Origin of the sequence: Azospirillum brasilense, from assembly GCF_003349955.1 — a bacterium.
Taxonomy (GTDB): domain Bacteria; phylum Pseudomonadota; class Alphaproteobacteria; order Azospirillales; family Azospirillaceae; genus Azospirillum; species Azospirillum brasilense_B.
Genome location: NZ_QLKQ01000068.1, coordinates 1 through 26,206, shown reverse-complemented (window position 1 = coordinate 26,206; position 26,206 = coordinate 1). Strand labels below are relative to the sequence as shown.

The following is a 26,206-nucleotide window of genomic DNA, read 5'->3' as shown; positions in this document are numbered from 1 at the left end:
TCACGGGGATGACTTATTTGACCGGGATCACCTGGGTCCCGCCGTCCTGCCGGGACTGGCGCTTGCGCAGCAGGGCGGAGATCACCGGCCAGAACAGCATGACCAGCGCCAGGGTGACGATGCTGCCGACCAGCGGGTTGGACCAGAAGATCGCCAGATCGCCCTGCGACACCAGCATGGCCTGCCGGAAGGAGCTTTCCGCCATGTCGCCCAGCACCAGGGCCAGGACCAGCGGGGCCAGCGGGTAGGACAGCTTCTTGAAGACGTAGCCGACGACGCCGAAGACCAGCATCATGACAATGTCGAGGAAAGCGTTGTGCACGGTGTAGGCGCCGACCGCGCAGATCACCACGATGACGGGTGCGATGATGCTGAAGGGGATGCGCAGGATCGAGGCGAAGACCGGAACCGTGGTCAGCACCACGATCAGGCCGGCGATGTTGCCCAGATACATGCTGGCGATCAGGCCCCAGACGAACTCCTTCTGCTCGATGAACAGCAGCGGGCCGGGCTGGAGGCCCCAGATCAGCAGGCCACCCAGCAGCACCGCCGCGGTGGGCGAACCGGGGATGCCAAGCGTCAGCATGGGCAGCAGCGCGCTGGTGCCGGCGGCGTGGGCCGCGGTTTCCGGAGCGACCACGCCCTCCATCTCGCCGTTGCCGAAATTCTGGCGGTTTCGGGAGAAGCGCTTGGCAAGGCCGTAGCTCATGAAGGAGGCGGGAGTGGCGCCGCCGGGCGTGATGCCCATCCAGCAGCCGACGATGGAGCCGCGGATGGCGGTGACCCAGTAGCGGGGCAGGCTCTTCCAGGTCTCCCACACGACCTTGGCGTTGATCTTCGCGGCCTTGCCCTTGAAGGCCAGCCCTTCCTCCATGGTCAGGAGGATCTCGCCGATGCCGAACAGGCCGATGACCGCGATCAGGAAATCGAAGCCGCGCAGCAGTTCCACCGACCCGAAGGTCATGCGCAGCTCGCCGGTCACGCTGTCCAGCCCGACGGCGGCCAGCGCGAAGCCCAGCATCATGGCGCACAGCACCTTGAAGGGGGACTCGCTGCCCATGCCGACGAAACTGCAGAAGGTCAAGAGCTGGACCGCGAAGAACTCCGCCGGGCCGAAGCGCAGGGCGAAGCCGGCGATCACCGGGGCCAGGAAGGTGATGAGCAGGACCGCCACGAACGCCCCGAAGAAGGACGAGGTGAAGGCCGCCGTCAGCGCCTCGCCCGCATGGCCCTTCTGCGCCATGGGGTGGCCGTCGAAGGTGGTCGCCACCGACCACGGCTCGCCCGGTATGTTGAAGAGGACCGAGGTGATGGCCCCGCCGAACAGCGCCCCCCAATAGATGCAGGAGAGCATGATGATGGCGGAGGTCGGCGACATGCTGAAGGTCAAAGGCAGCAGGATCGCCACCCCGTTCGCCCCGCCCAGCCCCGGCAGCACGCCGATCAGGACGCCCAGCGTGATGCCGATGAACATGTAGGCGATGTTCATGGGATCGGCGAGCACGCCGAACCCCTGTATGAGTGATCCGAGCGCTTCCAAGTTTCCCTCCCTTTCCGGCACCCGCGCCCGTTCCGTTTGGAAAGGTCGCGTCTTGAGCGCGCAGGACGGGGTTCGTCCCCGTCGCATGGGCTGGTTCGTCGCGGATGCCCGCCGCTGCTTCGGTGTGCGCGGCCGTTCCCGCGGCCGCCCCGGCTTTCAAAAAACTGGACTGCTAGAAACTGGACTCGTCAGAACCCGAACATCGTCTCCACCGGTCCCTTGGGAAGCGGTACCAGGAACCAGATCTCGAACATCACGAAGAGGCCCGCGGGCACGAGAATGGCGACGGGCAGGATCGTCTTGAGCGGATACTTGCCGACCCAATGCATGAAGAAGGCGATGAACAGCACCGCCGACAGATAGATGCCCAGGAAGGCGGTCAAGGCCACGAAGACCGCGCTGGGGACCAGCACCTGGAGAACCAGGGCGAGCTGGTGCTTTTCGACGAAGGCGGTCCGTTCGCCGCTGTGGCGCCGGATGTTGACGACCAGCGTGGCCAGACTGCTGACCAGCATGATCAGGCCGACATAGAAGGGGAAGTAACCGGCCTTCGGTCCGTCGGACCCCCAGCCGTTGCCGACGCGGACGCTGTCGGCCATCACCACGAGGGCGACGAGGGCGAACAGGCCGGCGACGACGATCTCCATGGTCCGGTTCGAGACGACCGGATCACTGTTCTGCGTTTCCTGCTCCATGGCTCACTCCCACGAAAACCCGGAAGGTGGGGGAGGGCGCTCGGGGCGCGATGCCCCGGGCGCCGCGCGGTGGACGGGAGAGGCTATTGCTTGGTGAAGCCCGCCTTGTCCATCAGGGTCTTGTGCTGGGTTTCCGCCGCGGTCAGCCAGCTCTTGAAGTCGTCGCCGGTCTTGAAGCTGACGTTGAAGGCTCCCTTCGCCATGAAGTCCTTCCACTCCTCGGTCTCGCGGACCTTCTTGAAGAGGTCCACGTAATAGGCGACCTGGTCCGGCGTGACGCCCGGCCCCATGAAGATGCCGCGCAGCATGGTGTATTCCACGTCCAGCCCGGATTCCTTGCAGGTCGGGATGGTGTTCCACGACTTGCCGTCGGCCACCGGCTCCTTCAGCGGGATGCGCTCGTTGTCGAAGACGCACAGCGGCCGCAGCGCGCCGGCGCGCCATTGCGACACCGCCTCGATCGGGTTGTTAACGCTGGCGTTGATGTGGTTGCCGACGAGCTGCGCCGCGACGTCGCCGCCGCCCTTGTAGGGGACGTAGGTGAAGGTGACGCCCGCCGTCTGCTCGATGGCGGCGGTGATGATCTGGTCTTCCTGCTTGGAGCCGGTGCCGCCCATCTTGAAGCGGTTGGCGCCGCCCTCCTTGGCGGCCTCGACGAATTCCTTGGGCGATTTCTGCGCGGCCTCGCTGTTTACCCACAGGACGAAGTTGTCCAGGGCCAGCATCGCCACCGGCGTCATGTCCTTCCAGGAGAAGGGAACGCCGGTCGCCAGGGGCGTGGTGAACAGGTTGGACAGGGTGATGATGATCTTGTGCGGGTTGCGGTTCGACGATTTGACGTCGAGGAAGCCTTCCGCACCGGCGCCGCCCGACTTGTTGATGACGACGATGGGCTGGCCCATCAGGTTGTTCTTCTGAATGATGCCCTGAATCATCCGCGCCATCTGGTCGGCGCCGCCACCGGTTCCCGCCGGGACGACGAATTCGACCGATTTGGTCGGCTCCCAGGCGGCCTGGGCCGCGGCCGGGACCAGCAGAAGGCCGAGCGCGCCGGCCAGGGCCGTTCCGCCGGCAAGCGTTCTTCTTGGCGTGTTTTTAAAAGCGAAGGAGTCAAAAGGGGTCTTCCGCGCGCAGCGCGGGCGCTGTACGTCCTTCATGCCTCATTCCTTCCCTTTTGGGTGGCCGGGCTTCCGTCGGCACGGCTCATCATTTTTGGATTGTCTGGCGAGACGGATTGTTTGTTATGCAAACTGTCCGTGTGGCGTATGGTATGTGGCATCCCAGCTTTCTTCAACAGGAATGTCACAAGACAACCGGGCCCATTCACTGGGTGCGGCGCAGAAATTCATCGGAACAGAGCGGCTAAATTCTTGTAGTTCGGAACGATTTCAAGAATTTACCGAAAGAGATACCCCGTTTGTGCTAACGCTTAAATTCGAGGAACTACCCCGTTCGTTAGGGGGGTCCTGTGACGGATTTGGCGCGCTTCAAAAACTAATTATCCTAAAATCGAACCATTTAAGGCCACACGGTGCTGGCTAGGCTCCGGTCCTGTCGAAAACGATTGAGCGCACAGCAAGCGGGACGGCGCGATCCGCGCACATTCCCGCCCACCGCCACAAACGTGGCGCTGTAAAAAGGAAAGAGTGAAAGACCATGGATCATATGGCCATTGAGCTTGATCATCAGAACCACGCCGACACGACCGGTTTTGTCGGTGATTCTGCTGCCGATGCGTTCCAGGCTGTTGTCGACAGCGTCACTCCGGTGACCGCCGACAGCGCCGCAACGCCGGACTCAATTCTCCATCTCCAGGCACTCCAGACCACCGCGCAGCCTCTGGCGCTGGCCGACGCCACGGCGCTGGCCGCCACCGCCAAGATCGTCGTCAACGCCTCCGGCACCGCCGCGGGCGGCGTCTCGCCCCATTTCAAGCTGCTGGTGGACGGCGCCGTCGTCGGCGAAGGCACCGCGGGCGGCGATGCCAAGGACTTCTCCTTCGACGCCAACGTGACCGCCGATCAGGCGCACAAGATTCAGATCCAGTACGACAACGACGGCGCCGTCGATGGGCAGGACCGCAACCTGACGGTCAACGCCATCTCCATCAACGGCCACAAGGTCGCCCCGACCGATCCGTCCGTCACCTATGACAAGGGCGCGCTCGACGGCAAGGACGTCGTCCCGGGCCAGGCCAACATGTGGTGGAACGGCACGCTGGCCGTCGCCGCGCCGAAGGAGTTCTTCGCGACGACCGCCGCCGCGGCCCCGGCCGCCCCCACGGCGCCGACCTCCGGCACGTCGGACTATCCGTCCACCCCGGCCTCGCAGATCTACTACGTCGATGCGACCAACGGCAGCGACAGCAACTCCGGCCATGACGCGAACCAGGCCTGGAAGTCGCTGGACAAGGTGAACTCGACCAACTTCGCCCCCGGCTCGCTGGTCCTGTTCGAGCGTGGCGAGACCTGGCACGACAGCCTGCTGGCCTCCACCTCCGGCACCTCCGACAAGCCGATCATCTACGGCGCCTACGGCACCGGCGCCAACCCGGTGATCGAGGCGGCCAGCGGCTCCAGCTACGCCGTCAGCCTGAACAACAAGGACAACATCACCTTCGACAGCCTGACCATGAAGGGTTCGGGCGACGCCGGCCTGCTGCTCAACGGCGGCGCCGACAACGTGAAGGTCACCAACTCGCAGATCGTCGACAACCACGGCTCGGGCGTCGTCATCAGCGGCACCTCCCACGGGCTGCGGATCGACGGGTCCACGATCGACGGCAACGGCGCTTACGGCATCGTGCATTACTCCGCCGACAACGCCGACCAGTACTTCACCAACAACACCATCAGCGACAACGGCTGGCGGACCGACGGTGTGTATTCGGGCTGGAACGGCCGCATCCTGAGCGGCGAGATCGCCGGCAACACGATCTTCAACAACGGCGCCGGTGGCGGCGACGGCCGGTCGCACGGGCTGTACCACGACCACAGCCAGGCCAACAGCACGCTGAAGATTCACGACAACACGATCTACGACAACCCGCGCGGCGCCGGCATCCTCGCCAAGTCGAGCACCGAGATCTACGACAACACGATCTACGGCAACGCCAACGTCGGTATCTCGGTCGGCCAGAACCAGGGCACCAGCGTCACCTACAAGATCTACGGCAACGAGATCTTCAACAACAACGGCGGCATCATGGAGCACCTGAAGGGCGCCGGGTCGATCACGCTCGACGTGCACGACAACATCTTCAACAACAACAACGGCCGCTCCGCCGTGTCCATCGCCGACAGCATCAAGCAGACGGTGACCAACAACACCATCTCGTCGGCCGCCAAGGCCAGCCCGACCGCCTAAGGACGGGTTCTCTCTTCGCATTTTCGGTGATGACCGCGCCCGGCCATTCCTTGGCCGGGCGTCGGTGCGTCCGGATGCCGCCGGTCTCGCCGTTGACGGTCTCACCAGTGCAGGAAGATTCCGACGTCGCCCGGCATGCCGCCGGGATAGCTCAGGATCTGGGCGCGCAGCTTGTAGCCGGCGGGACGCAGATACCGGTCGTAATTGTCGTAGACCTCCCGCGCGAAGCCGGTGAGGCTGTCCGGCCAGTCGGGCTCGAAATTGTTGATCGCCCGGCCGCCATCGCTGCAGTAGCTGCTGGGAAAGCGCACGATCTCGATCTCGGTTTCCCCGCGTTCCGCCGCGGCGCGCACGGCGCGGGTGAAACGTTCCTTGGCGTCGGGACGGACATGCTGGTGCATGAAGGCGTCGTGGATCGCGCTCTGCTCCTCCTGCCTTTTCTTCTCAAGCTCCTGCGCCTCCTTTCGCCGCGCCATCTCCTGCGCTTCGCTGATCGCGTGGAGATCCCTGGGCGTGATGAGATCGCCGCCAAGCGGAGGGGTCGGAGGGATGGAAGGACGATCTGCGGGCATGTCGCCTGTCTCCCGGTAAAGGGCACTCCTTCAGGGTGGCACGCGGAACGGCGGCGCGTCCACCACTGGCGCACGGAAAAGCCGCCGCCGGACTCGGCGGCGGCTGAAGCGCCTGGAAATGACGAGGTGGCGGTGGGCCGCCGTTACCCGAAGATCGCCAGCCCGATCACCGTTGCGGCGAAGGCTCCCACGGCCGAGGCCAGGGCGGCGATGATGGTGGGGGCGTGCGACTTGGCCGACTTCACCTTCAGCGCGTCGTCGAAGCCGCGCAACGTCGTGTCCATGCGGACGAGGAAGACCTCAAGCCCGGCCACCCGTTCCTGAAGGCTGTGCAGCGCCTCCGACAGGGCGGCCTGCTGGGCCGCGGCGGCACCGGCTCCGGCCTGGCCGGCGGCGATGCGCTCCTGCGTCTCGCGCAGCAGCCGGGCGATGCCCTGCTGGCCGGCGGCGATCTGCTGGTGGTCGCGGCGGGCGGCGTCCAGCCCGGCGCCGATGCGCACCAGATGCGGGGCGAGGGTGCGCTCCAGCAGTTTTTCCTCGGCGCTCGGCTGGGCGAAGGTGGCGATGGTGCCAGTGCTCGGTGCGGCGGCCACGGCGACGACGCGCGTGGGGTCGAGCCCGGCCGGAATCTCAAGGTCGGCCTCGAAGGCGTGGTGCCCGTCGCCGAAGTTGCCGCCGACCAGATCCTCGCGCGGGCGATCGGCCAGCGCACGCCCCAGGACCACGCTGCGGCCGTCCGGCATCTCAGCGCGGAACTCCACCGTCAGGCGGTCGGTGGGATAGGAGCGGTCCCAGGCCCAGCCGTAGATCCGTCCGGCCTGGACGGCGTCCACCCGGCCTTCGATGACGGACGCCGCAGGCTCCGCCGCGACGGGGGTGGAGGACAGGGTGTCGGGCGTGGCGACGTCGGGCATGGCGGGCACTCGCGAAGTAATTGAAGTCCCCTCTCCCTTCTGGGGAGAGGGTTAGGGTGAGGGGGATGCGCTTTTGCCGGGCGTGCCGCTGTGTGCAACCCCCTCACCGGCCCTCCGGGCCACCCTCTCCCCAGAGGGGAGAGGGCTATAAGGCAACCGCCGTCAGGCCGCCTTGCGCTGCGGGGTCTTGCGCGCGGTCGGGCTGGGCATGCGGTGCGGGATGTAGTTCTCGTCCAGGAACTCCCGCATGTCGCGGTAGCGCTGGTAGAAAGTGCGGTTGAACTTCTCGAACAGGCTCTGGTCCCAGTATTCCTCCAGGACGAAGGGCTTGTCGGAATAGACGTCGTAGCAAGGGATCGCGAAGGTCTCCGCGAACTCCGCCGTGCGGCTGTCGTAGCTGAAATAGACCGACGGCGTGCCGTTCGACAGCGCCATCAGGTTGCCGTGCAGGCGGTAGCCCAGCACGAGGTCCTTCGAGCGCACGATGCTCTCATAGTCGGCGACGACGTCCGAGTACCACAGGCGCGAGCGGTACAGTTCGTCCAGCTCCTCGTCGAAGTACCAGTTCTTCAGCCAGTTGTTGTTGTGCAACTCGTCCCAGGCCTCGGCCTTCTGCTCGTCGGTGCCCCAGAGCAGCTTCTTCTCCTCGACCTCGCCCTGCATCATCAGGACGGTGTCGAAGCGGCGGCTCATGTCCTTGACGAAGTCGCGGTGGCGGGTGAGGTAGGTTTTCACGTCCGGCGAATAGTGGCTGGACACCTCGCGGCGCATGGTGATGCCGACGTTGCGCACGCTGTCCAGCGACGGCAGGTCGATGCGCAGCTCCGGATCGCGGTTGCGGAAGGCGGTCGGGCAGCCGACGATGCGCACGTTCTTGATGCCGAGGTCCCACAGCACTTCGGCGGTGTAGGTGCCGCGCACGCCCAGCGTCGTCGACTTGTCGGCGAACATCTGCCAGATGCGCTTGCTCTCGTCCGACAGCGTCAGCTTGCCGGTGGCCGGGGCCTGGGCGCCGACGCCGAAGGCGATGACCGGGATGCGCAGCTTGGACAGCACCTGCTCGGTGCCCTCCGGCCAGGTCATGTGGTCGTGGATGTAGTTCGATCCGCGCAGGAACACGTAATCGTATTCGGCGTTGGCCCGGTCCACCACCTCCTGCTTGAACTCGCGGATCTCGACGACGTCGAGACGGTCGAAGGTCAGCAGCTTCAGCGAGGAATCGTAGACGAAGGCGTCGCCGATGTTGTGGTAATGATTGATGCTACGCTGAATGTTCTGGTAGCTGTACCACCGCACGCAGTCATGGTCATAGACTTCGCCGGAGGGAATCATGACTAGGATGTTAGCCAATTTAATTCTCCTGGGGTCGGGGTGGTGGAGGGTTGCAAGGTTCGGGTTTTGTCTTGATGAATTCTAGCCACTTTGGGGCGGATCAACCCGGATCATTATTCGGACCAGATCGCGATCCCTGGTCGGCTTGCAGTTCCTCTGCGCAAGCCGGGTCAGGTAGAGCCAGGCGTTTCCATCCGTGTCCTCGAAATTCCGGCTTCTGGCGTCCGGATCGAGAATGGCCGGGTAGTAGAAGGTCTCGTCCACGGCGCAATTCTTGTCGGTGAGCAGCGGTGCCGCCCAGGCGAGACGCGGGGCGGACCAGCCGATCAGGTCGGCGGAGGTCGACACCCACACGCCGGACACGGGCTCCGCCCCTTTGCGCTCCGCCCGCCGTCCCGCCATCACCGCGACGTAGAGGCCGCTCGGCGTGTGGCGGACGAGGCTGGTGACGGTGAAGGGCAGGCGGTCGGGCGGCAGCGGCGCGCAGACCGACGCCTCGGGATCGGCCTCGCCCTCGGTGTAGGGGTCGCGGAAGCGGACGGTGAAGTCCCGCCCGTCCCACGCCCGCCAGGACGCGGGATCGGCGAGGTCGCGGGTGCGCATCAGGCAGACGCCGCGCTTTTGCGCGCCGATGCCCTCGGCGAAGGCCATCGCGTAGTACCAGCCGTCGCGCGCGATGATGTTGCTCGGCGCGAACAGCCCGGCGCGCTTCCCCAGATCGCCGCGGAAGCGATAGGGCACCCCGGCGACGTAGCGCGCCGGACCGAAGCTCTGCCCGCCGTCGTGCGAGACGGTGAGGGTCAGCGCGTTCCACCAGCAGGCCATGTAGTCGCCGGTCGGGCAGAGGTCGCGGCGCTTGTGGCCGTGATACTCGTTGTGGACCAGCCCGTAGACGGTGGTGCCGTCCAGCGTGTAGGGCGAGGTCAGCCAGCCCATGTCGTCGAAGCGCGCCGGGTCGTCGCGCTTGGCCGACTGGAAGACGATGCGGCAGGTGTGATGCAGGTCGTTCAGCGACGGGCCGCTGAGGACACGCGCGCGGGTGTGCGCGGCGAGCAGCCGGACGCTGCCGTCCGCCGCCTTCCAGGCGCGCGCCGGGGCGTCCGGCACGTCCCAGTCCTCGCAGGCCTGGGTGCGGTGGTCGTAGACGGTCTCCAGCGCCGCGCCCGCGGGGACGCTGACGCGGAGGTCGGCGGCGTGCGAGGGGGTGGCGAGGAGGAGGGTGGCGAGGAGAGCCAGGGTGCATTGCCCCCTCCCTAGCCCTCCCCCGCCTTTGGCGGTGGAGGGAACTGCCGCCGCTCTGCTCCGGCTCCCTGTCCCGCGCAGCGGGGGAGGGTTGGGGAGGGGGCCGCTGTCCTGCACGCGCTTTCCCATCACGGCTTCTGCGCCACCGCCCGCTCGGGCATCGACACCGCGCCACCGCCCGCGTTCGCGATCAGCGCGTCGAACACGTCGGCGTGGCGGCGGGCGCATTCCGCGCGGTCGATGGGGCGGCGGATGCGCATGCGCAGGCGGTCCCACAGCTCCGGCGTGGTCAGCGCCTCGGTCAGGCGGTCCACCAGATCCTCGACGCTGGCGTTGCGGAAATGCAGGCCGTCCACGCCATGGGTGACTTTCTCGCCCATGCCGCCGATGTTGCTGGAGATGATCGGTCGCCCGTGCAGGAAGGCCTCCTGGATCACCACCGGCGAGTTCTCCCACCAGATGGAGGGCATCACCACCCAATCCACGTCTTTCATCAGGCCGGGCAGCTCAGCGGAGCGGTAGCTGCCGTAGAAGCGCACGCGGTCGCCGGCGCGCTCCACCGCCTCGTTGAACTTCTTCTGGTAGGCCTCGGGCTGGCGCTCCAGGTTGCCGCCGAAGATCATCAGCGCGCCGTCCTCGCCCCACGCCTTCTCCGAAACGCGGCCGATCGCCTCGACCAGCACATGGGCGCCCTTGAACTCGGTGAGCTGGCCGAAGAAGGCGAAGCGGTTGCGCTTGCCGCCGCGGGCCAGCGGGCGGGGCGGGGCGATGCCCTCGACGGTCAGGCCGTTCTCGATCATGCGGAACTTCTCGCGGGGCAGGCCCCAGTCGACGTAGCGGTCGATCAGGAAGTTCGACGGGCTGACGTAGAAATCCGCCTGCTCCAGGAAGGTCTTCAGGAACAGCTCGCGCTTGAAGAACTGCGCCTCGCCGATGTGCGGGAAGCAGCCGGCGCAGTCGGCCGGGCTGGCGCGGTAGCACAGCGTGTTGCGGCTGGTCTTCACCATCTGTCCGTGGTGGTGGCAGATGGACAGATATTCGTGGAAGGTCACCACGATCGGCACGCGCGGCAGGGCCTGCCGGATCGCCTGGATGGTCTCGATGCCCAGACCCAGGAAATGGTGGAAGTTCACCACGTCCGGCTGGAGGTCGCGGACGTAGCGGACGAAGTCCTTCTCCAGCCCCGGCAGGTTGCGGTTCGACAGCCGGAAATGGTCGTAGTCGTTGGCGTAGTAGAGGACCTCCCGCTCCTTCTGGCGCAGCGCCATCAGGGCGGAACTGCCGTGCGGCGTGACCGGCGGGGAGGTGCGGGCCAGGTAATGGCTCTCCCAGCCCGGCAGGTCGTGCAGCCCCTGGTGCAGGTTGTAGGAGGCCACCTCCGCGCCGCCCAGCGAGAAGGCGGGATGGCCGTGGCTGATGATCAGGACGCGCTTGTTGCTCATGGTCGGGCCGATCTCGAATAGGGCTGGGTTCAGGCGGCGGCGCGGGCGGACCAGATGTCCTCGAAGCTCCAGCGGTCCACCATGGCGCCGGCGCGGCGCCAGCGGTCGGCGTGCGCGTCGCGCGGCTGTTCGTCCAGCGCCACCAGGGTGACGCGGGGCAGCCAGACGCAGGCTCCGCCCAGCGCGCGCAGGCGCAGGCAGAGGTCCAGCCCCTTGTGGTCGGCCCCCATGTAGGACCCCATGGTGGCCAGCGTCCGGACCAGGGCGTCCTTGGGCAGCAGCGCGCATTCCGGGGCGGCGGCGTCCACCGTCGCCGCGTCCTGCTCCTTCAGCCAGTCGCGCGGGTAGCCGGCGAACCGCCGCTCGAAGGTCTTGGCGCCGTCCGAATCCTCCACCGCCATGATGCCGGCGAAGCGGATCGAATGGTCCTCGTAGAGCAGCGTCGGGCTGACCATCACCGGCCCGCCGGACTTGCGCGACACCCGCTCCAGCGCCGCCAGCCAGCCCTTTTCGGTCGGCAGGACGGAGGGGGAGAGCGTCAGCACCCGCTCGCCGCGGGCGTGGGGCAGGGCGGCGGCCATCGCCTCGAAGGCGTCGGTGGCGTCGGGCGCGGCGACGAAGGTGACGGCCATGCGGTAGAAGGCGGCGGCCTGACGGACCGCCCCGCCCAGCCGCTCGTGCGTGCCGGCGGCGGCGACCACCAGCAGCTCGGTCTCGGCGAAGTCCGGGTCGATGGCGAGGCGGGCGATGTTGAGGTCCACATCCTCCCGCGCGTCGGTCACCGGCAGGATCACCGAAACGCGCGGCGCCTTCACCGGACGGCCCATCGGGTGCACGCCGGTCGACGGCAGCGGCCCGGAGCGGGCGCGGGCGGTGCGCAGCATCGGGCCGACATGGCGCGCGATCAGCGTGTCGATGGACGGGCTGTCCAGATTGACCAGCGAGAGCATGCGGCGCAGCGCTTCCGGCGCCGGCGGCAGGCAGCTCAGCGGCAGGAAGGCGAAGCGCTCGTCGGCCAGTTCCAGCTCCAGATGGAACTCGGCGCCCGGGGGCAGGCCCGACGGCTCGGCGGCGAAGGCGGTGAAGCCGTGCTGGTCCTGGCCGGGGATCATGCGCCCGGCAAACAGGCCGTCATGCTGGAACGCCTCCGTCACGTCGCGACGGGCCAGCCGCGACCAGCCCTCGTCGAGCCGGACGGCGACGCCCGGCCCCTTCAGCGTGACGGCGCGGACCTGCCGCGTCGGGTCGAGCAGCCAGCCGGCGACGAACAGCCCGGCCCCCGGCACGCGCAGCGCCATGTCCAGACCGGTCCGCACCGGGATGTCGAGCCGCGACACGGTTTCCGCACCGTCGTAGCGCGAGGCGGCGATGCGTGTCATCCGCTGGCGCGTCTCGGCGTCCTGGATGTTGCCCAGCATGTCGCGCACATGGGCGGAGGCGACGCCATCGGGCAGGATGGTGCGGTGCTCGAAGATCTCCAGATGGCGCCAGCCCTCGGCGGCGCGGTAATGGATGCGGCGGATGGCGGTGGGAAGCGGGGTCCGGTCGGTCAGCACCGCCATCACGCCCGACGCCTCCGGCGGCAGGTCGGGACGGGCGAAGGCCCCGGCGGTGGCGCGGTAGGCGGCGGTCTCCTCCGCCTCGATCAGGATCTTCTGGGCGCCGTTGCGGAAGCTGCGCGCCCAGCCCTGGAGCATCAGGCTGCCATCGCGGAAGCGGCCGAACACCTCGGCGAAGCCGTCCGGCTGCGACACCTCCTGGGCGAGGCCCGCGAGCAGGCGGCCGACGCGGTCGGAGTCACTGTCCGAAGACGCGGCGAGCTGGATCGCGAAATCCAGCGCCACGGCCAGCGCGCTGGGCTGGAAGCCCTTCAGCGCCGAGACGAGGTGCGACGGGTTGGTGCGGACGTTGGACAGCCGCGGCAGGACGAGGCGTTCCCCCGTCTCGTCCGCCAGCTCGACGCGCGATGGGCGCATCTGGGCCAGCCCCGGCACGCGGATGCCGCCGAGGAACCAGCGCTCGCCCTCCGCGTCGGCCCAGGAGCGTCCGGCGTAGCGGCCCTCCACCGACCCGTCGAGATGAACGGCGCCCTGGGCGGGCAGCGCCCGGTCGATGGCGCCGAACAGGACGAGCGTGTCGTCGTCAAGGAGAATGGCCGCCGTGATGTCGGCCTTGGTGATCGGTTCCTTCATCCCGCGATGCTCCCCGCAATCGAGCCCTGCCCATGTGTTTGCCCATGCCTTCCCCCCGGACCGTTGATTATGTCGTCATAGAGAATGACGTGTTTTTCGGCGGCCTCCTCGGTCGTCGGGACCGCCGGCATGTTGGAAACGAGCCGGTCCCAAAGCCCCGGCTCGGTCATCGCGCGCGTCATCACGCGCGCCAGATCCGCGGCGTCCCCCGCCCGGAAATGCAGGCCGTCCACCCCGTCGGTCACCGATTCCGCCATGCCGCCGATGCCGCTGCAGATGACCGGGCGGCGGTGCTGGAAGGCTTCGCGGATGACCAGCGGAGCGTTCTCCCACCAGATCGACGGCATCACCACCCAATCGGCGGCGGCCATCAGCTCGGGCATCTCCTCGCGCCGGTAGGGGCCATGGCGGACGGCGGTGCCGCGGGCGTTCTTGAAGCCCTGCTCGACCTTGTCCTTGAAGGCGTCGGTCTGGAAGGGCGCGCCGCCATGGACGGCCAGCGTCAGGTCCTGCCCCTGCTTCTCCAGCCGGGCGGCGGCGTCCAGCGCGACGGTGATCCCCTTGAAGGGATTCAGGTTGCCGAAATAGGCGAAGGCGTTGCGCGGCGCGCCCGCGGGCAGCGGCCGGTGCGGCGCCGGACGAACCGCCGGGCGCCCGTTCTCCATGACGGAGATGCTGTCCGGGTCGAGGCCCCAGGCGATGTAGCGGTCGCGCAGGAAGGCGCTGGGCGCCAGGAAATGATCGACCAGCCCGAACATTGCCTTGATGTGCTTGTCGCGCAGCACGAACTGGTCGGCCGGCCGGTCGGGGAAGCAGCGGTGGCAGGCGTCGGGCGAGGCCATGCGGCAAAGGGCATGGCCGTTGGTCGTCACCATCTGCCCGTCGTTGGCGCAGATCGGGTAGTAGTCGTGCAGCGTGTAGACGATCCGCGCCCGCGGGCAGACGCGGCGGATCAGGAACAGCATCTCCACGCCGAGCAGCAGCGTGTGGTGGATGTGCACGATGTCCGGCTGGAAGGCGCGCAGCAGGTTCGACAGGTCGGGCACGATGCCGTGCAGGTCGATCTGGCTCTGGAAGAAGTGATCGAAATGCCCGGCCCACAGCACCACCTCGTCGGCGCTGCGGCCCAGCGTCTGGAGGTTGGTGCCGGGCTTGCGGTCGCGGTGGACGCCGTTGGTGCAGGCGAGGAACAGGGCCTCGGCACCCTTGGCCTTCAGGCTGCCGAACAGCTCGTGCGCGAAGATTTCCGTGCCGCCGGGGTGCAGGCTGGGGTGGTTGTGGGCGACGACGAGGACGCGGGGCAGGCTCATCGCGCGCCCTCCTTTTCCAGAACCAGGATATCCTGGAAATTCTCGGCGTTGCGCTGCCCGCTCCAGTGGCCGCGCAGAACTGGGCGCGCCGGGCGCAGCCCCTGTTCCGCGAAGGTGTCGAGCAGGAAGGACTCGCTGTAGGCGACGGCGGCGTTCGGGTTGGCCTCGTCGGCGATGAACTCCGGCCCGGTGGCGTCGAGGAAGGCCGGGCGGGCGGTCTTCTTGGCGATGCCGTCCCGCGCGCGGGCATCGACCAGGAACAGGCTGAGGAAGCAGCGCCCGCCCGGCTTCAGCACGCGGGCGATCTCCGCCGCGTAGCGCACCGTCTCCGCCGTCCGCAGATGGGTGATGACCGAGGTCAGGATCACGAAGTCGTGCCCGCCGTCCGGGAAGGGCAGGCGGGTCCGCGCCGCGTCCTCCGCCCCGCCGGGGTTGTAGAGCGCGTTCGCCACGTCAAGCGTCCGGAAGCGGAATTCCGGATAGGCCGGGGTGATCGTCTCCGTGCACCAGCGGATGCCGTCCTCGACGATGTCCACGCCGTCGTAGCTGGAGTCGAGATACTGGGTCAGCGGCACGGCCATGCGCCCGATGCCGCAGCCGATCTCCAGCACGCGGTGCTTCGGCTTCAGCCCGCCGACGCGCACGAAATGGCGCAGGAACTCCGCCCCGATGGCCCGGAAATCGCCGTCGCCGATGAACACACGGTCCGGCGGCGGAACGGGCAGGAAGCGGTTGCGGGCGATCTGCGCGCACAGCCATTCCAGCCGCGGGTCGGTGTTGCGGCGCAGGACGGCGAGGCGGCGCCCGGTGAGGATCTCGTTCATCAGGTCAGCTCCGGTTCCGGTTCGCGCGCCCGAACAGGCGGGACTTGCCCGGAACGGCAACGGGAAGGGCGGTGTCGGTGGGAGCGCTCGCCGACAGGGGGCGCATCAGGCTGTCCTCCAGCGCGGGCGGCGGCGGTGGCGCGTTCCAGTCGCGCGCGGCCAGCTCCTCCATCATCGCGGCCCAGCGGCGGGCGTGGAGCCAGCCGTTGTATTCGGAGGCGACGCCGCGGGTGTAGCCCTGGTGCCGGCTGATCGAGCGGCGCTCCAGATGGTACAGCTCCACCGAGGGGACGTAGCGGATGTCCAGCCCGGCCTTGCGGATGCGCAGGCAGAGGTCGGAGTCCTCGTAGTCGCCGATGACGTAGTCCTCGCAGAAGCCGCCCACGGCGTCGAAGGTCTCGCGGGTCATCATCAGGCAGGCGCCGGTCACGCCGGGCACGCTGCGCTCGCGCCGGGCGGGCAGGAAGTCGCGCGGCAGGCCCTTGAAGAAGTGGTGGTTGTACCAGCGCCCGCGGACGTCGCGGTCGAAGTAGAGGCCGGCGTGCTGCAGGCTGTCGTCGTCGAACAGCAGCTTCGGCCCGACCGCCCCGGTGCCCGGCGTACGCTCCAGCGCGGCGAGCAGGACAGGCAGCCAGCCGGGCTGGTCGGGGATCACGTCGGAATTCAGGAACAGCAGGGTCCGCCCGGTGGAGGCCGCGACTCCGGCGTTGTTGGCCGCCGAGTAGCCGTAGTTGGCCGGCTGCACCAGCACCCGCATCGGCAGGCCGTAGAGCGCGTGGAAGCCGTGCAGCATGTGCACCAGCTCGTCGCGCTGCTCCGGGCTGTCGAGCACGAAGATTAGTTCCACTTCGGCCATGCCGGGATCGGTGGCGAAGCTGGAGAGCTGGAAGCGCAGGAACTCCAGCGCCTTGTAGAGCGGGATGATGACCGAGACGGCGGGCGTCTCTGGACCGCGCCCGAAGGTGACGGTTTCCGGCTCGCCGCGGCTGGCCATGTGGGCGGCGTGGAGCGGGGCGACGGCCGGGGCGATCACGGTTTCCAGAACCAGCGGGGTCGCGTGCTGCGGCGGCAGGCTGCCGAGCACCGCGGCGCGGGCGTCGGCGGGCGACAGCGGGCGCAGCGGCGGCACCAGCCGGATCGACCCGCCGGAGCCGAGGCGAAGCTCCGCATGGACCTGAAGCGCCGCGGCGGGCTCGGGCGCGCCGGGCAGATAGGCGACGAAGCCGCTGCGGTCGGTGGACGGCGCGGTGCCGAACAGCTTCGCCACGTCCTCGCGCGGAAAGCGGTGCTCCAGCACCTCCAGCCGGCGCTCGCCGCCGAAGGGCGTGTGCACGGTGAGGCCGCCGGACAGGCCGTGCGGGTCGTGCACCCAACCGGCCAGGAACAGCCCGCCGTCGCCGGTCGGCACCGCGAGGTCGAGGGCGGCGCCGATGGAGCGCTTGGCGTCGGCGACCTGCCGCTTGGGCAGCGGGGCGAGCACCTGAAGCTCGCGCACCGCCGCCGCCGCCGAGGCGTTCGACCGTCCGCGCTGGGCGAGCGCGTTCAGAATGTACTGGCGCAGCTCCAACGGCGTGTCGCGGCGCGTGGACAGCCGCTCGGTCAGGCTCGGCAGGTTGGGCGCCACGGCCGAGAAGGCGCGGCAGGCCAGCCCGTTGCGGCCGAGAACCACCAGCAGGTTGCCCGGCGCGCACAGCGCCTTGTCCACCAGCAGCGACATGGCCGCGCGCCCGCGCCGGTCCAGCGCGGAGCCGACGCAGACCTCGAAGGGGGAGGGGCCGACGGCTCCCGGCGTGATGATCACCGCCCCGGTCACCTCGCCGAAGCCCGACGACAGCGACCCGCCGCAGAGCAGAAGCTCGTCGGTCGCCAGGGCGCGGGCGACGAGGGGGGAGGGGGTGGGCGACAGCTCCAGCACCATGCGGCGGCAGACCGTGGCGAAGCCGGCGTCGCTGCGCAGCGCCGGGGTGGAGCGCGCGAAATCGAAGAGGAAACGCACGACGCGCAGCCGCGACGGCGCGTCGAGGCTGCCGAGCAGGAAGGCGGGATCGGGATCGGGGACCTGCGGTTCGGCCAGGACCTCCGCCACGACGCGGCTCTGGGCCACGAAACGGACGGGCGCACCGGAGGTCCGGGGCGCCCGCAGGATCGACAGCACCCGCTGCCCGCCCCAGCTCGTCCGCACGGACAAGGTGGTGTAGGGGGGCCGCACCTCCTCGCCGTCGAGGGTGGGAACGACCCGGCCGGAGGGCTCCGGTCCGTCGCTCTCCCACGAGGCGAGCACGAAGTCGTCGCCGAGCGCATGGAGCTGGGCGGACGCGATGGAGGCGGAGGCCGGCAGGACGGCGAGCACGGTCATGCGTTCCTTAGCCGGACCCATCGGCGGCGTGAATGCAGCACGCCGCCGGTCCGGTCCCTGGGTGGGTTACGGCTTTAGTGAATGACGAAGAAGTCGTTCGGGTTGTTGTGAACTTCGTCGGCCGAAACGCCCTTCAGCATGATGCTGTCGCCGTTGCCGAGATCGATCATGGCGTTGCCGCCCATGTCGGTGACGCGGGCCGCCAGATCGGAGGCGTCGTTGATCTCCAGGCCGTTGATGTTGCGTTCGATCTGGAGGATGTCCTCGCCGGCGCGGAAGTCGAGGACGACGTCCTGGCCGCCGCCGCCCGAGAAGACGAAGATGTCGTTGCCGGCGCCGCCGACCAGGATGTCGTTGCCCGCACCGCCTTCCAGGATGTCGTTGCCCGCGCCGCCATCCAGGTAGTCGTCGCCCTCGCCACCCTTGAGGATGTCGTCGCCGGTGCCGCCCATCAGGATGTCGTTGCCCGCGCCGCCATCCAGGTAATCGTTGTGGCCGCCGCCCATCAGGACGTCGTCGCCGTTGCCGCCGCGCAAAATGTCGGCGCCGTCGCCGCCGCTCAGAACATCGTCGCCGTTCCCGCCGTCGAGGATGTCGTTGCCGCGGCCGCCGATCAGCATGTCGTCGCCGTTGCCGCCGGACAGGTAATCGTCGCCGTCCCCGCCATCCAGCGTGTCGTTGCCGTTGCCACCGTCGAGGACATCGGCCCCGCTGCCGCCGCTCAGCAGGTCGTTGCCGTTCCCGCCGAACAGGGCGTCGCGGCCGTCGCCGCCCAGGATCGTGTCGTCGCCGTTGCCACCCATCAGGATGTCATCGCCCTTACCGCCGTCGATGAAGTCGTTGCCGTTGGTGCCGGTGATGATGTCGTCATAGTTGCCGCCAGGAAGGGTGGCCATGAATCATACTCCTTAACGATTGGATTTCGGTGGGGTGGGGGATTTCCTACCCCGAAATGGCGAGGTACCCCTTAGCCTTTACCCAAATACCGTTTGGCGTGGCTGTGACAAACATAAGGTCAAACCCAGGCAAATCTTGAGTTCATAGAGTCAAAACACAATAATCATCAACGTTCATTACGTCATTGCTGTCACCTTGGCTTCAAAGCCCTTCGAAAATCTAAACATCTAATTTTGGATGCGGCGCCTGATGGGGAGTTTTGGGCCCTCAATTCAAGGCGATGACTCATGGTTAACGGAAGATTTTAAATTGTTCGTCCATAATACTTTCAAAGTTACCGGGAAGGGGTTTTGTCGAATTTCGACGAAATGCCGTGAAATGACCCGCGAGTCCTATGCGTTTGGCTTAGGATTATGCCGTTGATCATTGCCCGTTGGTGGCGCCGGCCGATGCTGCAGCGCATTCAAAACCACGGCCTTTTTAAAAATTCGAGGGCGAGGGCGGAGGATTTTAAAAACCGGAATTTGAAAGCGGCGGCTGCGCCGTGGAGGGCGTCCAGGGCGACGGGCATCCGGAAAACACGCTTGCGGACCGGCCGGCCGGGCGCTTTGGCGGGTGCGGAGCGCTCCGGCGGCCCGCCGCTGCCGGGCCGAAGGCCGCCGGATGGCCGTCACCGATGCCCTTGGGAGGGGCGAAAATTTTTGTCTTGCGGTGCTGCCCGGCGCGTGGGCCGGGTCGGATTTTTGGGCTGGTTCAGACTTTGCCCGCTTCCGCGGCGTCCAGGGCGACCCGCGCCAACTGCATCAACTTGTCGTCGACCGCCGCCTGGTCATAGCCGGGGCTGTCGGCCAGCGAATCGCGCAGGCGCATGGCGATGAACTCGCCGGTGTGGTGCTTGTCGTAGAGATGGACGTCGCCGATGGCGTCGGCGACGCGCTTCAGGGTGTTCCGGTCCCACGGTGTGGTCATGCTCGCACGCTCCCTTTCCGGCCTGCCGGCCTTTCTCTTGCCTGCTGGGCAACGGGGGAGCGTGCGAAATGATCCGGCGCGGGGCCGCCGCGGTCAGTTCTCGCGGAAGGCGCGGTTCATGCCGTCGGTCAGCGGCGTCAGGAAATACTCGATGGCCTTGCGGGTGTGGCCGTGGATCATCACCTCGGTCGGCATGCCGGGATGCAGGTCCACGTTCGGCAGGGCCTTCAGCGCCGCGGCGTCGAGGCTGATCCGGGCGAGGAAATAGGCCTGCCCGGTGCGCTCGTCCTCAAGCTGGTCCGCGGACAGGGTCAGCACCTTCCCCTGGACCGGCGGCACCAGCCGCTGACGGTAACCGACCAGCCGCACCATGGAGCTGCCGCCCACGTCGATGTTCTGCACGTCGGCGGGGGAGACGCGGGCCTCGACGATCAGCCCGTCGTCCTGCGGAACGATGTCGAGGATGCCCTGGCCCGCCGGGATGACGCCGCCCGGCGTGTAGAAGCGCAGGTTGGTGACCCGGCCCGCCTGGGGGGAGACGAGTTCCTGGCGCTTCAGGATGTCGCCGGCGCTGCGCAGCCGCTCCGACAGGTCGGAGACGGTGGCCTGGATGGTCTGAAGCTCGTTCCCCACCTCCGACCGGCGGGTGTTGCCGAGGTTGATGATCTCCAGCTCCGCGGCGGCGATGCCCTGCTCGGCCTTCGATTTGTCGGCCTGGATCTCGCCCAGCCGGCCCCGGGTGTCGGCGACGTTGCGCTGAAGCTCCAGCATGCGCGGCTTGCGCTCGTAGCCCTTGGCGAGCAGCGTCTCGACGATCCGCAGTTCGTCCTGGGTGTAGCGCAGCCGGTCGTTGGCGGCGACGCGCTGCGACTCCAGCGCCACCAGCTCGTCGCGGAGCTGGCCGATGCGCTTGCGCTGGATGGAGATCTGCCCTTCATAGGCGTCGCGCCGCGATTCGAACAGGCGCTGTTCGGCGGCCAGCGCCTCGGCGGCGACGGAGCTGGTCTTGGCGGCGGCCACCAGCTCGTCGGCGTAGACCGGGGCCTTGGCGTCGGTCTGCTCGGCGCGCAGCCGGGCCAGCCGGGCCAGCGAGGTCCAGTATTGCCCGTGAAGCTGGGCGACCACCGCGCCGCTCTGCGTGGTGTCGAGCCGCAGCAGGACCTGTCCGGCCGTCACCATGTCGCCGTCCTTGACCAGCAGCTCGCTGAGGATGCCGCCCTCCAGGTGGGAAACGGTCTTGCGGTGGCTTTCCACCATGATGGTGCCGGGCGCGATGGCCGCGCTGTCCAGGCTGGCGGTGAAGGCCCAGCCGAAGAAGCCGCCGAAACCGATGGCGACGGCCAGCGCCCCGGCCAGCGCGGTGCCGCGCAGCGTCGGTTCGTGCGGCGTCACGTCGATGACCGGCGACCAAGCGGCGGTGAGGGGGGATGGCGCGTTCGCGGGCTGGGTGATCGTCGTGTCGGTCATGCGGATTCTCCCGTCCGGACCAGCCGGGCCACCTTCACGGCGCCGCCGGGCTGGACCATCTTCAGCACGTCGGTGCGTTCGCCGAAATGCTCGACCATGCCGTCCTTGAGGACGAGCAGCTTGTCGGCGACCGACACGATGGAGGGGCGGTGCGCGACCATCACGATGGTGGCGCCGTCGCGCCGTGCGTGGTTGATCGCGGTCAGCAGCGCCTGCTCGCCCTCGTGGTCGAGGTTGGAGTTCGGTTCGTCCAGAACGATCAGGCGGGGCTTGCCGAACAGCGCGCGGGCCAGCGCGATGCGCTGCCGCTGGCCGCCGGACAAGGCGAAGGCGTTCTCGCCGACCGGCGTGTCGTAGCCGAAGGGCAGGCGGCCGATCATGTCGTGGACCCCGGCCAGGCGGGCGGCGCGCACGATCTCTGCCGGGTCGGCCTGGGCCATGCGGGAGATGTTCTCGCCGATGGTGCCGTCGAGCAGCGCCACCGACTGCGGCACATAGCCGACATATTGGCCGAAGCTCTCGCGCTCCCACAGGAAGGTGCTGGTGCCATCCAGGTAGATGCCGCCGGCGGTGGGCTCCCAGATGCCGACCAGCAGGCGGGCGAGGGTCGATTTGCCGGCTCCCGACGGGCCGATGATCCCCAGCACCTCCCCCGGCTCCAGCGCGAAGGAGACGCCGCGGAGCACCGGGCGCTGCAGGCCCTTCGGCACATGACTGACGCGGTCCACGGTCAGGCGCCCGTCGGGGCGGGGCAGCGGCATGGTGCTGCGCCGCGCGCCCTCGCCGTTCAGAAGCTCGCGGATGCGCTTGTGGGCGGTCTGGGCGACGATCCACTGCCGCCAGTTCTCCACCAGATGCTCGAAGGGCTGGAGCAGGCGGGCCATGATGATGCCGGTGGCGATCATGCTGCCCGGCGACGCCTCGTTCCGGATGACCAGCGCGGCGCCCGCGGAGATCGTGGCGATCTGCAGGATCAGCCGCAGCGAGCGGGAGGCCGAGGCCATGCCGCGCGACAGCACCACGCCGCGGTCGATCAGCGAGGCGGAGCCGATCTGCGCCATCTGCCAGCGCCGGGCCAGCGGCGGCAGCATGCCCATGGCCTCGATGGCCTCGGCGTGGCGGACGGTGCTGGCCACGTCGGCGAAGACCTTGGCCGACGCCTCGTTCGCCTCGGCGATGGGGCGGCGGGTCAGCGCGTCGGTCAGCGCGTTCATGGTCAGCAGCAGCAGCGCCGACCCCACCGCGATCCAGCCGTAGATCGGGTGCAGGATGAACAGGATGACCAGGAAGATCGGCGTCCACAGCAGGTCCAGCGGCACCACCACGGCGTTGCTGGTCATGAAGTTGCGCAGGTCGTTCAGGTCGCGCATGGTCTGGCCGGCGTTGCGCGTTCCGCCGCCCAGCGCGTCCACGATGGCCGCCTGCAGCGCCGGCACGTTGAAGCGGTGCGCGATCACCGCCCCGCAGACCAGAAAGGCGCGCGCCCGGATGAAGTCCAGCACGCCGTACAGCACCAGCCCGCCCACGGAGATCACCGCGAGCATGGTCAACGTCTCCAGGCTGCGGCTGCTCATCACGCGGTCGTAGACCTGCATCGTGTAGAGCGGCACCACCAGCATCAGGATGTTGACGAAGAAGGTGAGGGCGCCGGCCAGCAGCAGGCCGCGTCCGATCTTCCGGTAGGCTTGGGTCAGCAGGGTCCGATCCGTACCGCTCATGCCAGTTCCTTTTCTTGCGTCCCGCGCGCTCGCGCTGTGGGGCGGGCCATGAAGCCGGTCATGCAAAGGGTTTCATGGTTAACGAAATGTTGAGATTCGGCCACGTCGCATGAACGTCTTTTGAGACGAAGTCCGGACAAAGGCCGCCCATTGCGGGAAGACTGGTCCCGCGCCATTTCCGCTTACGTCCGACGCTGCGCTGCGGCGTGTGACAACTTTGAGCCCTTACCCCGTCCGACACTGATCGAAAGGGGTATTTGCAGCGCTGTAAAATGTTGTTTCAGAACATTTTTCCGATGACGCTCGGGTCCTTTGCCGGCGCCCGTGTCTCTTTTTCGTCAACTGGCCTTCCGCCTGAATTGACGGCATGGTGCATCGCGGAACTCTTGCACTTGCCACCGGGGGATGTACGATCCTTTGATGCCGGCGGGTGCCTGGACTGACGAATATTTCTCAAATCCAAGGAATATTTACGATGAACACGCCCCAGACCGTACTCGTGACCGGCGGTGCCGGCTATGTCGGCAGTCACTGCGTGGCCGAACTGCTCGACCGCGGCTTCCGGGTCGTCGTGCTCGACAATCTGCGCCAGGGCCACCGCGCCGCGGTGCCGTCCGACGCCGTCTTCGTGGAGGCCGACCTTGCCGACATGGACGCGCTGACCCGCGTCTTCGCCGAATGGCCATTCGACGCGGTGTTCCATTTCGCCGCCCTGTCGCTGGTCGGTGAATCGATGCGCGACCCGCACCTCTATCTGCACGGCAACACCGTCAATTCGCTGAACCTGATCCGCGCGGCGACCACGGCGGGCGTGCGCAAGATGGTCTTCTCCTCGACCGCCAACCTGTTCGGCACGCCGGAGCGCCAGCCGATCGACGAGGAGACCACCATCGACCCCGGCAGCCCTTACGGCGAATCCAAGTTCTTCATCGAGCGCGCCTTGCACTGGGCGGACCGCTGCCATGGCCTGCGCTCCGCCTGCCTGCGCTACTTCAACGCCGCCGGCGCACACCCGAACGGGATCATCGGCGAGGATCATGACCCGGAAACCCACCTGATCCCGCTGGTGCTCGACGCGGCCAGCGGACGGCGCTCGCACATCGAGATCTTCGGCGACGACTACCCGACGGCGGACGGCACCTGCGTGCGCGACTACATCCATGTCTGCGACCTTGCCGACGCGCATCTGCGGGTGCTGCCGGCCCTGGAGACGCGCAGCGTCCGCTACAACCTGGGCAACGGCACGGGCTACAGCGTCCGCCAAGTGATCGAGGCGACGGAGCGGGTCACCGGCCTGACGGTCCCGGTGAAGGTCGGGCCGCGCCGGGCCGGCGATCCGGCGGTGCTGATCGCCTCGTCGGAGCGCATCCGGGGCGAGCTGGGCTGGAGCCCGCGCTTCCCCGATCTGGACAGCATCATCGGCAGCGCGTGGGAATGGCGCCGCCGCCATCCGGGCGGCTATCGCGGCCCGGCCGTGGCGCAGGCCGCCGAGTGACGGAGAAACGAGGGATGAGCACGCAGCGCCGGGCGGGCGCCGAAGCCAAGCCGGCCGAAGCCAAATCAGATGCCATCGACGCGGCGGAACTGGCCGAGTATCACGGGCTCGCCCGGCTGATCGAGCGGATGCACCGCCGCTTCCTCGACGTCGTGCGGGCCGGCCTGTTGCGGCAGGGGATTGACGACATCGGGCCGGTCCAGGCGCTGATGGTCATGCTGATCGGCGACGATGAACCGTCGGTCCGCGACCTGATGGAGCGCGGCTATTATCTCGGGTCCAACGCCTCCTACAGCCTGAAGATCCTGGTGGAGGCCGGCTACATCGACCGTGGCGCCAGCCAGCGCGACCGCCGCACGGCCCGCCTGCGCCTGACCGACAAGGGGCGGGCGCTGCGCGACGAACTGTTCACGCTGGAGCAGGTGCAGGCCACCGCCCTGGTCCGCAACGAGGCGGAGGCGGCCGACCTGAAGGCCGCCTACCGCACGCTGCGCCGGCTCGACCGCATCTGGGGCGACATGGTCCGCTACGCCGGGCAGGGCCTTGATTGAGGGCCTTGATTGAACCGCCTTATGCATCTCTCATCCGCAGGCATCCGCACATGACCGATTCATCCCTGTCCATCCGCGATGTCGAGCGCCTGCTCGAATCCTCGTCGGCGGAGGCCCGCATCGACACGATGCAGAAGCTGGCCGGCGATCTGGAGAAAGGCGGGCTGACCGACGCCGAGCGGTCGCTGGCGCTGGAGGTCATGCACTGCTTCGCCGCCGACGCCCAGGTGGCGGTGCGCGAGGCGGTGGCCTGGCAGATCCGCAACAACGCCATGCTGACCGCGGAATTGGCCGAGCGGCTGGTGAAGGACGTGGCCCGCGTGGCCTTCCCGATCCTGCGCGACGCCGGAAGCCTCAGCGATGAGTTGCTGCTCGACGTGCTGGCCGACCCCGACGCCGGCAAGCACATGGCCGTCGCCAATCGCCACACCGTGTCGGCGCGGGTGGCCGGGGCCGTCGTCGAGACCGGCAACGTCGCGGTGGTGACCGCGCTGTTGCGCAATCCCGGCGCGGAACTGGCGGAGCCGGCACTGCACCGGGCCTTGGACCGTTTCGGCCGCGTGCGCATGGTCAGCGAGGCCGCGGCGACTCGCCCCGGCCTGCCGTTGGCCGTGGTGGAGCGGTTGGTCGCCTTCGTGTCCGACGCGGTGCGCGCCACGCTGGCTCACAGCCATGGCCTGTCCAAGGATCTTGTGGACCGGCTGGCCAACCGCGGGCGCGAGTCGGCGACGATGCGGCTGCTGCGCCCGGCGCTCCGCGGCGACGAGGATGTGGAGGCGGTGGCCCGCTGGCTGCACGCCAACGGGCGCTTCACCGCGGCGCTGCTGTTCCGCGTGCTGTGCGCGGGCGACGTCGCGCTGTTCGCTGCGGGGCTCGGGGCGAAGGCCGGCATTCCGGCGGAGAATGCCCGCAAGCTGGCCTGGGACGACGGGGCGCTGGGGCTGCGGGCGGTGTTGAAGAAGGCGTCGGTCGCGCCGGTGCTGGTGCCGCCCTTCCAAGTGGCGATCGCCACCGCCAAGCGCATGGGTTACGAGGGCAGCGACAACCGCCGGGACGACTTCCAGGCGGAGGTCATGGCCGACCTGTTCGCCGCCTTGACCCCGACGAACGAGTGGGTGGTGGACGACCTGCTACTGCAACTGTTCGACGGCGCGTCGGACGAGGTGATCGACCGCGCGTTGGATCAGGCGGGCCTGCCCTTCGCTCCGGTGCGCGGGACGGGGACGTGAGGGTGAGGTTGTTGCGACGCTTGCCCCCACCCTGACCCTCCCCCGCTGGGCGGGGGAGGGAATTGGTCTCCCTCCCTTGCGAAGCGGGGGAGGGA

General features: G+C 68.1%; 20 protein-coding genes. 4 read left to right on the top strand and 16 right to left on the bottom strand.

The window, feature by feature from the left end:
* Positions 1–13: 13 nt before the first annotated feature.
* The 3 genes from DXK32_RS24520 to DXK32_RS24505 form a co-directional block, all read right to left on the bottom strand.
* Positions 14–1,504 (bottom strand): tripartite tricarboxylate transporter permease, encoded by a 1,491-nt coding sequence (locus DXK32_RS24520; protein WP_247877321.1) that lies wholly within the window; start codon positions 1,502–1,504, stop codon positions 14–16.
* 224 nt (positions 1,505–1,728) lie between these two features.
* Positions 1,729–2,235 (bottom strand): tripartite tricarboxylate transporter TctB family protein, encoded by a 507-nt coding sequence (locus DXK32_RS24510; RefSeq protein WP_114860892.1) that lies wholly within the window; start codon positions 2,233–2,235, stop codon positions 1,729–1,731.
* 83 nt (positions 2,236–2,318) lie between these two features.
* Positions 2,319–3,392 carry a Bug family tripartite tricarboxylate transporter substrate binding protein gene (locus DXK32_RS24505; RefSeq protein ID WP_114860891.1) on the bottom strand — a complete coding sequence of 358 codons (1,074 nt, stop codon included), beginning with the start codon at positions 3,390–3,392 and terminating at the stop codon, positions 2,319–2,321.
* 508 nt (positions 3,393–3,900) lie between these two features.
* Here DXK32_RS24505 and DXK32_RS24495 point away from each other — a divergent pair.
* Entirely contained in the window at positions 3,901–5,601 is a 1,701-nt protein-coding gene (locus DXK32_RS24495; RefSeq protein WP_432612362.1) for a right-handed parallel beta-helix repeat-containing protein, read from the top strand.
* Positions 5,602–5,702: 101 nt separating this feature from the next.
* On the opposite strand, the gene DXK32_RS24490 is transcribed toward DXK32_RS24495, so the two are convergent.
* The 13 genes from DXK32_RS24490 to DXK32_RS24430 all read right to left on the bottom strand — a co-directional run bounded on the left by DXK32_RS24490 (position 5,703) and on the right by DXK32_RS24430 (position 22,836).
* Positions 5,703–6,173 (bottom strand): hypothetical protein, encoded by a 471-nt coding sequence (locus DXK32_RS24490; protein ID WP_114860888.1) that lies wholly within the window; start codon positions 6,171–6,173, stop codon positions 5,703–5,705.
* A 143-nt stretch (positions 6,174–6,316) separates the two neighbouring features.
* Positions 6,317–7,087, bottom strand: coding sequence for a hypothetical protein (locus tag DXK32_RS24485; protein ID WP_114860887.1), 771 nt, complete (start codon positions 7,085–7,087; stop codon positions 6,317–6,319).
* A gap of 162 nt (positions 7,088–7,249) precedes the next feature.
* Positions 7,250–8,437: a polysaccharide pyruvyl transferase family protein gene (locus DXK32_RS24480; RefSeq protein WP_114860886.1), complete on the bottom strand. Its 1,188-nt coding sequence runs from the start codon at positions 8,435–8,437 to the stop codon at positions 7,250–7,252.
* Between the two features lie 63 nt (positions 8,438–8,500).
* Positions 8,501–9,790, bottom strand: a complete 1,290-nt coding sequence (locus DXK32_RS24475; protein ID WP_205215823.1) for a hypothetical protein — start codon at positions 9,788–9,790, stop codon at positions 8,501–8,503.
* A complete protein-coding gene (locus DXK32_RS24470) occupies positions 9,790–11,103 on the bottom strand; it encodes a glycosyltransferase family 4 protein (protein WP_114860885.1) in 1,314 nt (437 codons plus the stop codon). Before DXK32_RS24470 ends, DXK32_RS24475 begins: the two co-directional genes overlap by 1 nt.
* Before the next feature lie 29 nt (positions 11,104–11,132).
* A complete protein-coding gene (locus tag DXK32_RS24465) occupies positions 11,133–13,295 on the bottom strand; it encodes a hypothetical protein (RefSeq protein WP_114860884.1) in 2,163 nt (720 codons plus the stop codon).
* Positions 13,292–14,605, bottom strand: a complete 1,314-nt coding sequence (locus DXK32_RS24460; protein ID WP_114860883.1) for a glycosyltransferase family 4 protein — start codon at positions 14,603–14,605, stop codon at positions 13,292–13,294. Before DXK32_RS24460 ends, DXK32_RS24465 begins: the two co-directional genes overlap by 4 nt.
* The gene (locus DXK32_RS24455; protein ID WP_114860882.1) at positions 14,602–15,429 is read right to left on the bottom strand and encodes a class I SAM-dependent methyltransferase; all 828 of its coding nucleotides are present in this window, start codon (positions 15,427–15,429) and stop codon (positions 14,602–14,604) included. Before DXK32_RS24455 ends, DXK32_RS24460 begins: the two co-directional genes overlap by 4 nt.
* A 4-nt stretch (positions 15,430–15,433) precedes the next feature.
* Positions 15,434–17,785: a glycosyltransferase family 2 protein gene (locus DXK32_RS24450; RefSeq protein WP_114860881.1), complete on the bottom strand. Its 2,352-nt coding sequence runs from the start codon at positions 17,783–17,785 to the stop codon at positions 15,434–15,436.
* Positions 17,786–17,859: 74 nt separating this feature from the next.
* Positions 17,860–18,681: a calcium-binding protein gene (locus DXK32_RS24445; protein ID WP_114860880.1), complete on the bottom strand. Its 822-nt coding sequence runs from the start codon at positions 18,679–18,681 to the stop codon at positions 17,860–17,862.
* A 754-nt stretch (positions 18,682–19,435) separates the two neighbouring features.
* Positions 19,436–19,651: a hypothetical protein gene (locus DXK32_RS24440; protein WP_114860879.1), complete on the bottom strand. Its 216-nt coding sequence runs from the start codon at positions 19,649–19,651 to the stop codon at positions 19,436–19,438.
* Positions 19,652–19,744: 93 nt separating this feature from the next.
* The gene (locus tag DXK32_RS24435) at positions 19,745–21,118 is read right to left on the bottom strand and encodes an HlyD family type I secretion periplasmic adaptor subunit (RefSeq protein ID WP_114860878.1); all 1,374 of its coding nucleotides are present in this window, start codon (positions 21,116–21,118) and stop codon (positions 19,745–19,747) included.
* Entirely contained in the window at positions 21,115–22,836 is a 1,722-nt protein-coding gene (locus tag DXK32_RS24430) for a type I secretion system permease/ATPase (RefSeq protein ID WP_114860877.1), read from the bottom strand. The genes DXK32_RS24435 and DXK32_RS24430 overlap by 4 nt, the downstream gene beginning before the upstream one ends.
* Positions 22,837–23,311: 475 nt before the next feature.
* On the opposite strand from DXK32_RS24430, the gene galE reads away from it, so the two are divergent.
* From galE to DXK32_RS24405, 3 genes are read left to right on the top strand one after another with little or no spacing between them, the layout of a single operon-like run.
* A complete protein-coding gene (gene galE, locus DXK32_RS24415; protein ID WP_114860874.1) occupies positions 23,312–24,331 on the top strand; it encodes a UDP-glucose 4-epimerase GalE in 1,020 nt (339 codons plus the stop codon).
* Positions 24,332–24,345: 14 nt separating this feature from the next.
* The gene (locus DXK32_RS24410; RefSeq protein WP_114860873.1) at positions 24,346–24,882 is read left to right on the top strand and encodes a MarR family winged helix-turn-helix transcriptional regulator; all 537 of its coding nucleotides are present in this window, start codon (positions 24,346–24,348) and stop codon (positions 24,880–24,882) included.
* Positions 24,883–24,932: 50 nt separating this feature from the next.
* Positions 24,933–26,111 (top strand): DUF2336 domain-containing protein, encoded by a 1,179-nt coding sequence (locus tag DXK32_RS24405; RefSeq protein ID WP_114860872.1) that lies wholly within the window; start codon positions 24,933–24,935, stop codon positions 26,109–26,111.
* Positions 26,112–26,206: the final 95 nt, after the last annotated feature.

What these genes read in the sequence shown, in the direction of transcription:
- DXK32_RS24485 (WP_114860887.1), bottom strand. Translation starts at nt 7,087, where the DNA reads ATGCCCGACGTCGCCACGCCCGACACCCTGTCCTCCACCCCCGTCGCG.
- DXK32_RS24450 (WP_114860881.1), bottom strand. Translation starts at nt 17,785, where the DNA reads ATGACCGTGCTCGCCGTCCTGCCGGCCTCCGCCTCCATCGCGTCCGCC.
- DXK32_RS24505 (WP_114860891.1), bottom strand. Translation starts at nt 3,392, where the DNA reads ATGAAGGACGTACAGCGCCCGCGCTGCGCGCGGAAGACCCCTTTTGAC.
- DXK32_RS24460 (WP_114860883.1), bottom strand. Translation starts at nt 14,605, where the DNA reads ATGAGCCTGCCCCGCGTCCTCGTCGTCGCCCACAACCACCCCAGCCTG.
- DXK32_RS24510 (WP_114860892.1), bottom strand. Translation starts at nt 2,235, where the DNA reads ATGGAGCAGGAAACGCAGAACAGTGATCCGGTCGTCTCGAACCGGACC.
- DXK32_RS24430 (WP_114860877.1), bottom strand. Translation starts at nt 22,836, where the DNA reads ATGAGCGGTACGGATCGGACCCTGCTGACCCAAGCCTACCGGAAGATC.
- galE (WP_114860874.1), top strand. Translation starts at nt 23,312, where the DNA reads ATGAACACGCCCCAGACCGTACTCGTGACCGGCGGTGCCGGCTATGTC.
- DXK32_RS24465 (WP_114860884.1), bottom strand. Translation starts at nt 13,295, where the DNA reads ATGAAGGAACCGATCACCAAGGCCGACATCACGGCGGCCATTCTCCTT.
- DXK32_RS24410 (WP_114860873.1), top strand. Translation starts at nt 24,346, where the DNA reads ATGAGCACGCAGCGCCGGGCGGGCGCCGAAGCCAAGCCGGCCGAAGCC.
- DXK32_RS24455 (WP_114860882.1), bottom strand. Translation starts at nt 15,429, where the DNA reads ATGAACGAGATCCTCACCGGGCGCCGCCTCGCCGTCCTGCGCCGCAAC.
- DXK32_RS24475 (WP_205215823.1), bottom strand. Translation starts at nt 9,790, where the DNA reads ATGGGAAAGCGCGTGCAGGACAGCGGCCCCCTCCCCAACCCTCCCCCG.
- DXK32_RS24405 (WP_114860872.1), top strand. Translation starts at nt 24,933, where the DNA reads ATGACCGATTCATCCCTGTCCATCCGCGATGTCGAGCGCCTGCTCGAA.
- DXK32_RS24470 (WP_114860885.1), bottom strand. Translation starts at nt 11,103, where the DNA reads ATGAGCAACAAGCGCGTCCTGATCATCAGCCACGGCCATCCCGCCTTC.
- DXK32_RS24435 (WP_114860878.1), bottom strand. Translation starts at nt 21,118, where the DNA reads ATGACCGACACGACGATCACCCAGCCCGCGAACGCGCCATCCCCCCTC.
- DXK32_RS24445 (WP_114860880.1), bottom strand. Translation starts at nt 18,681, where the DNA reads ATGGCCACCCTTCCTGGCGGCAACTATGACGACATCATCACCGGCACC.
- DXK32_RS24495 (WP_432612362.1), top strand. Translation starts at nt 3,901, where the DNA reads ATGGCCATTGAGCTTGATCATCAGAACCACGCCGACACGACCGGTTTT.
- DXK32_RS24440 (WP_114860879.1), bottom strand. Translation starts at nt 19,651, where the DNA reads ATGACCACACCGTGGGACCGGAACACCCTGAAGCGCGTCGCCGACGCC.
- DXK32_RS24490 (WP_114860888.1), bottom strand. Translation starts at nt 6,173, where the DNA reads ATGCCCGCAGATCGTCCTTCCATCCCTCCGACCCCTCCGCTTGGCGGC.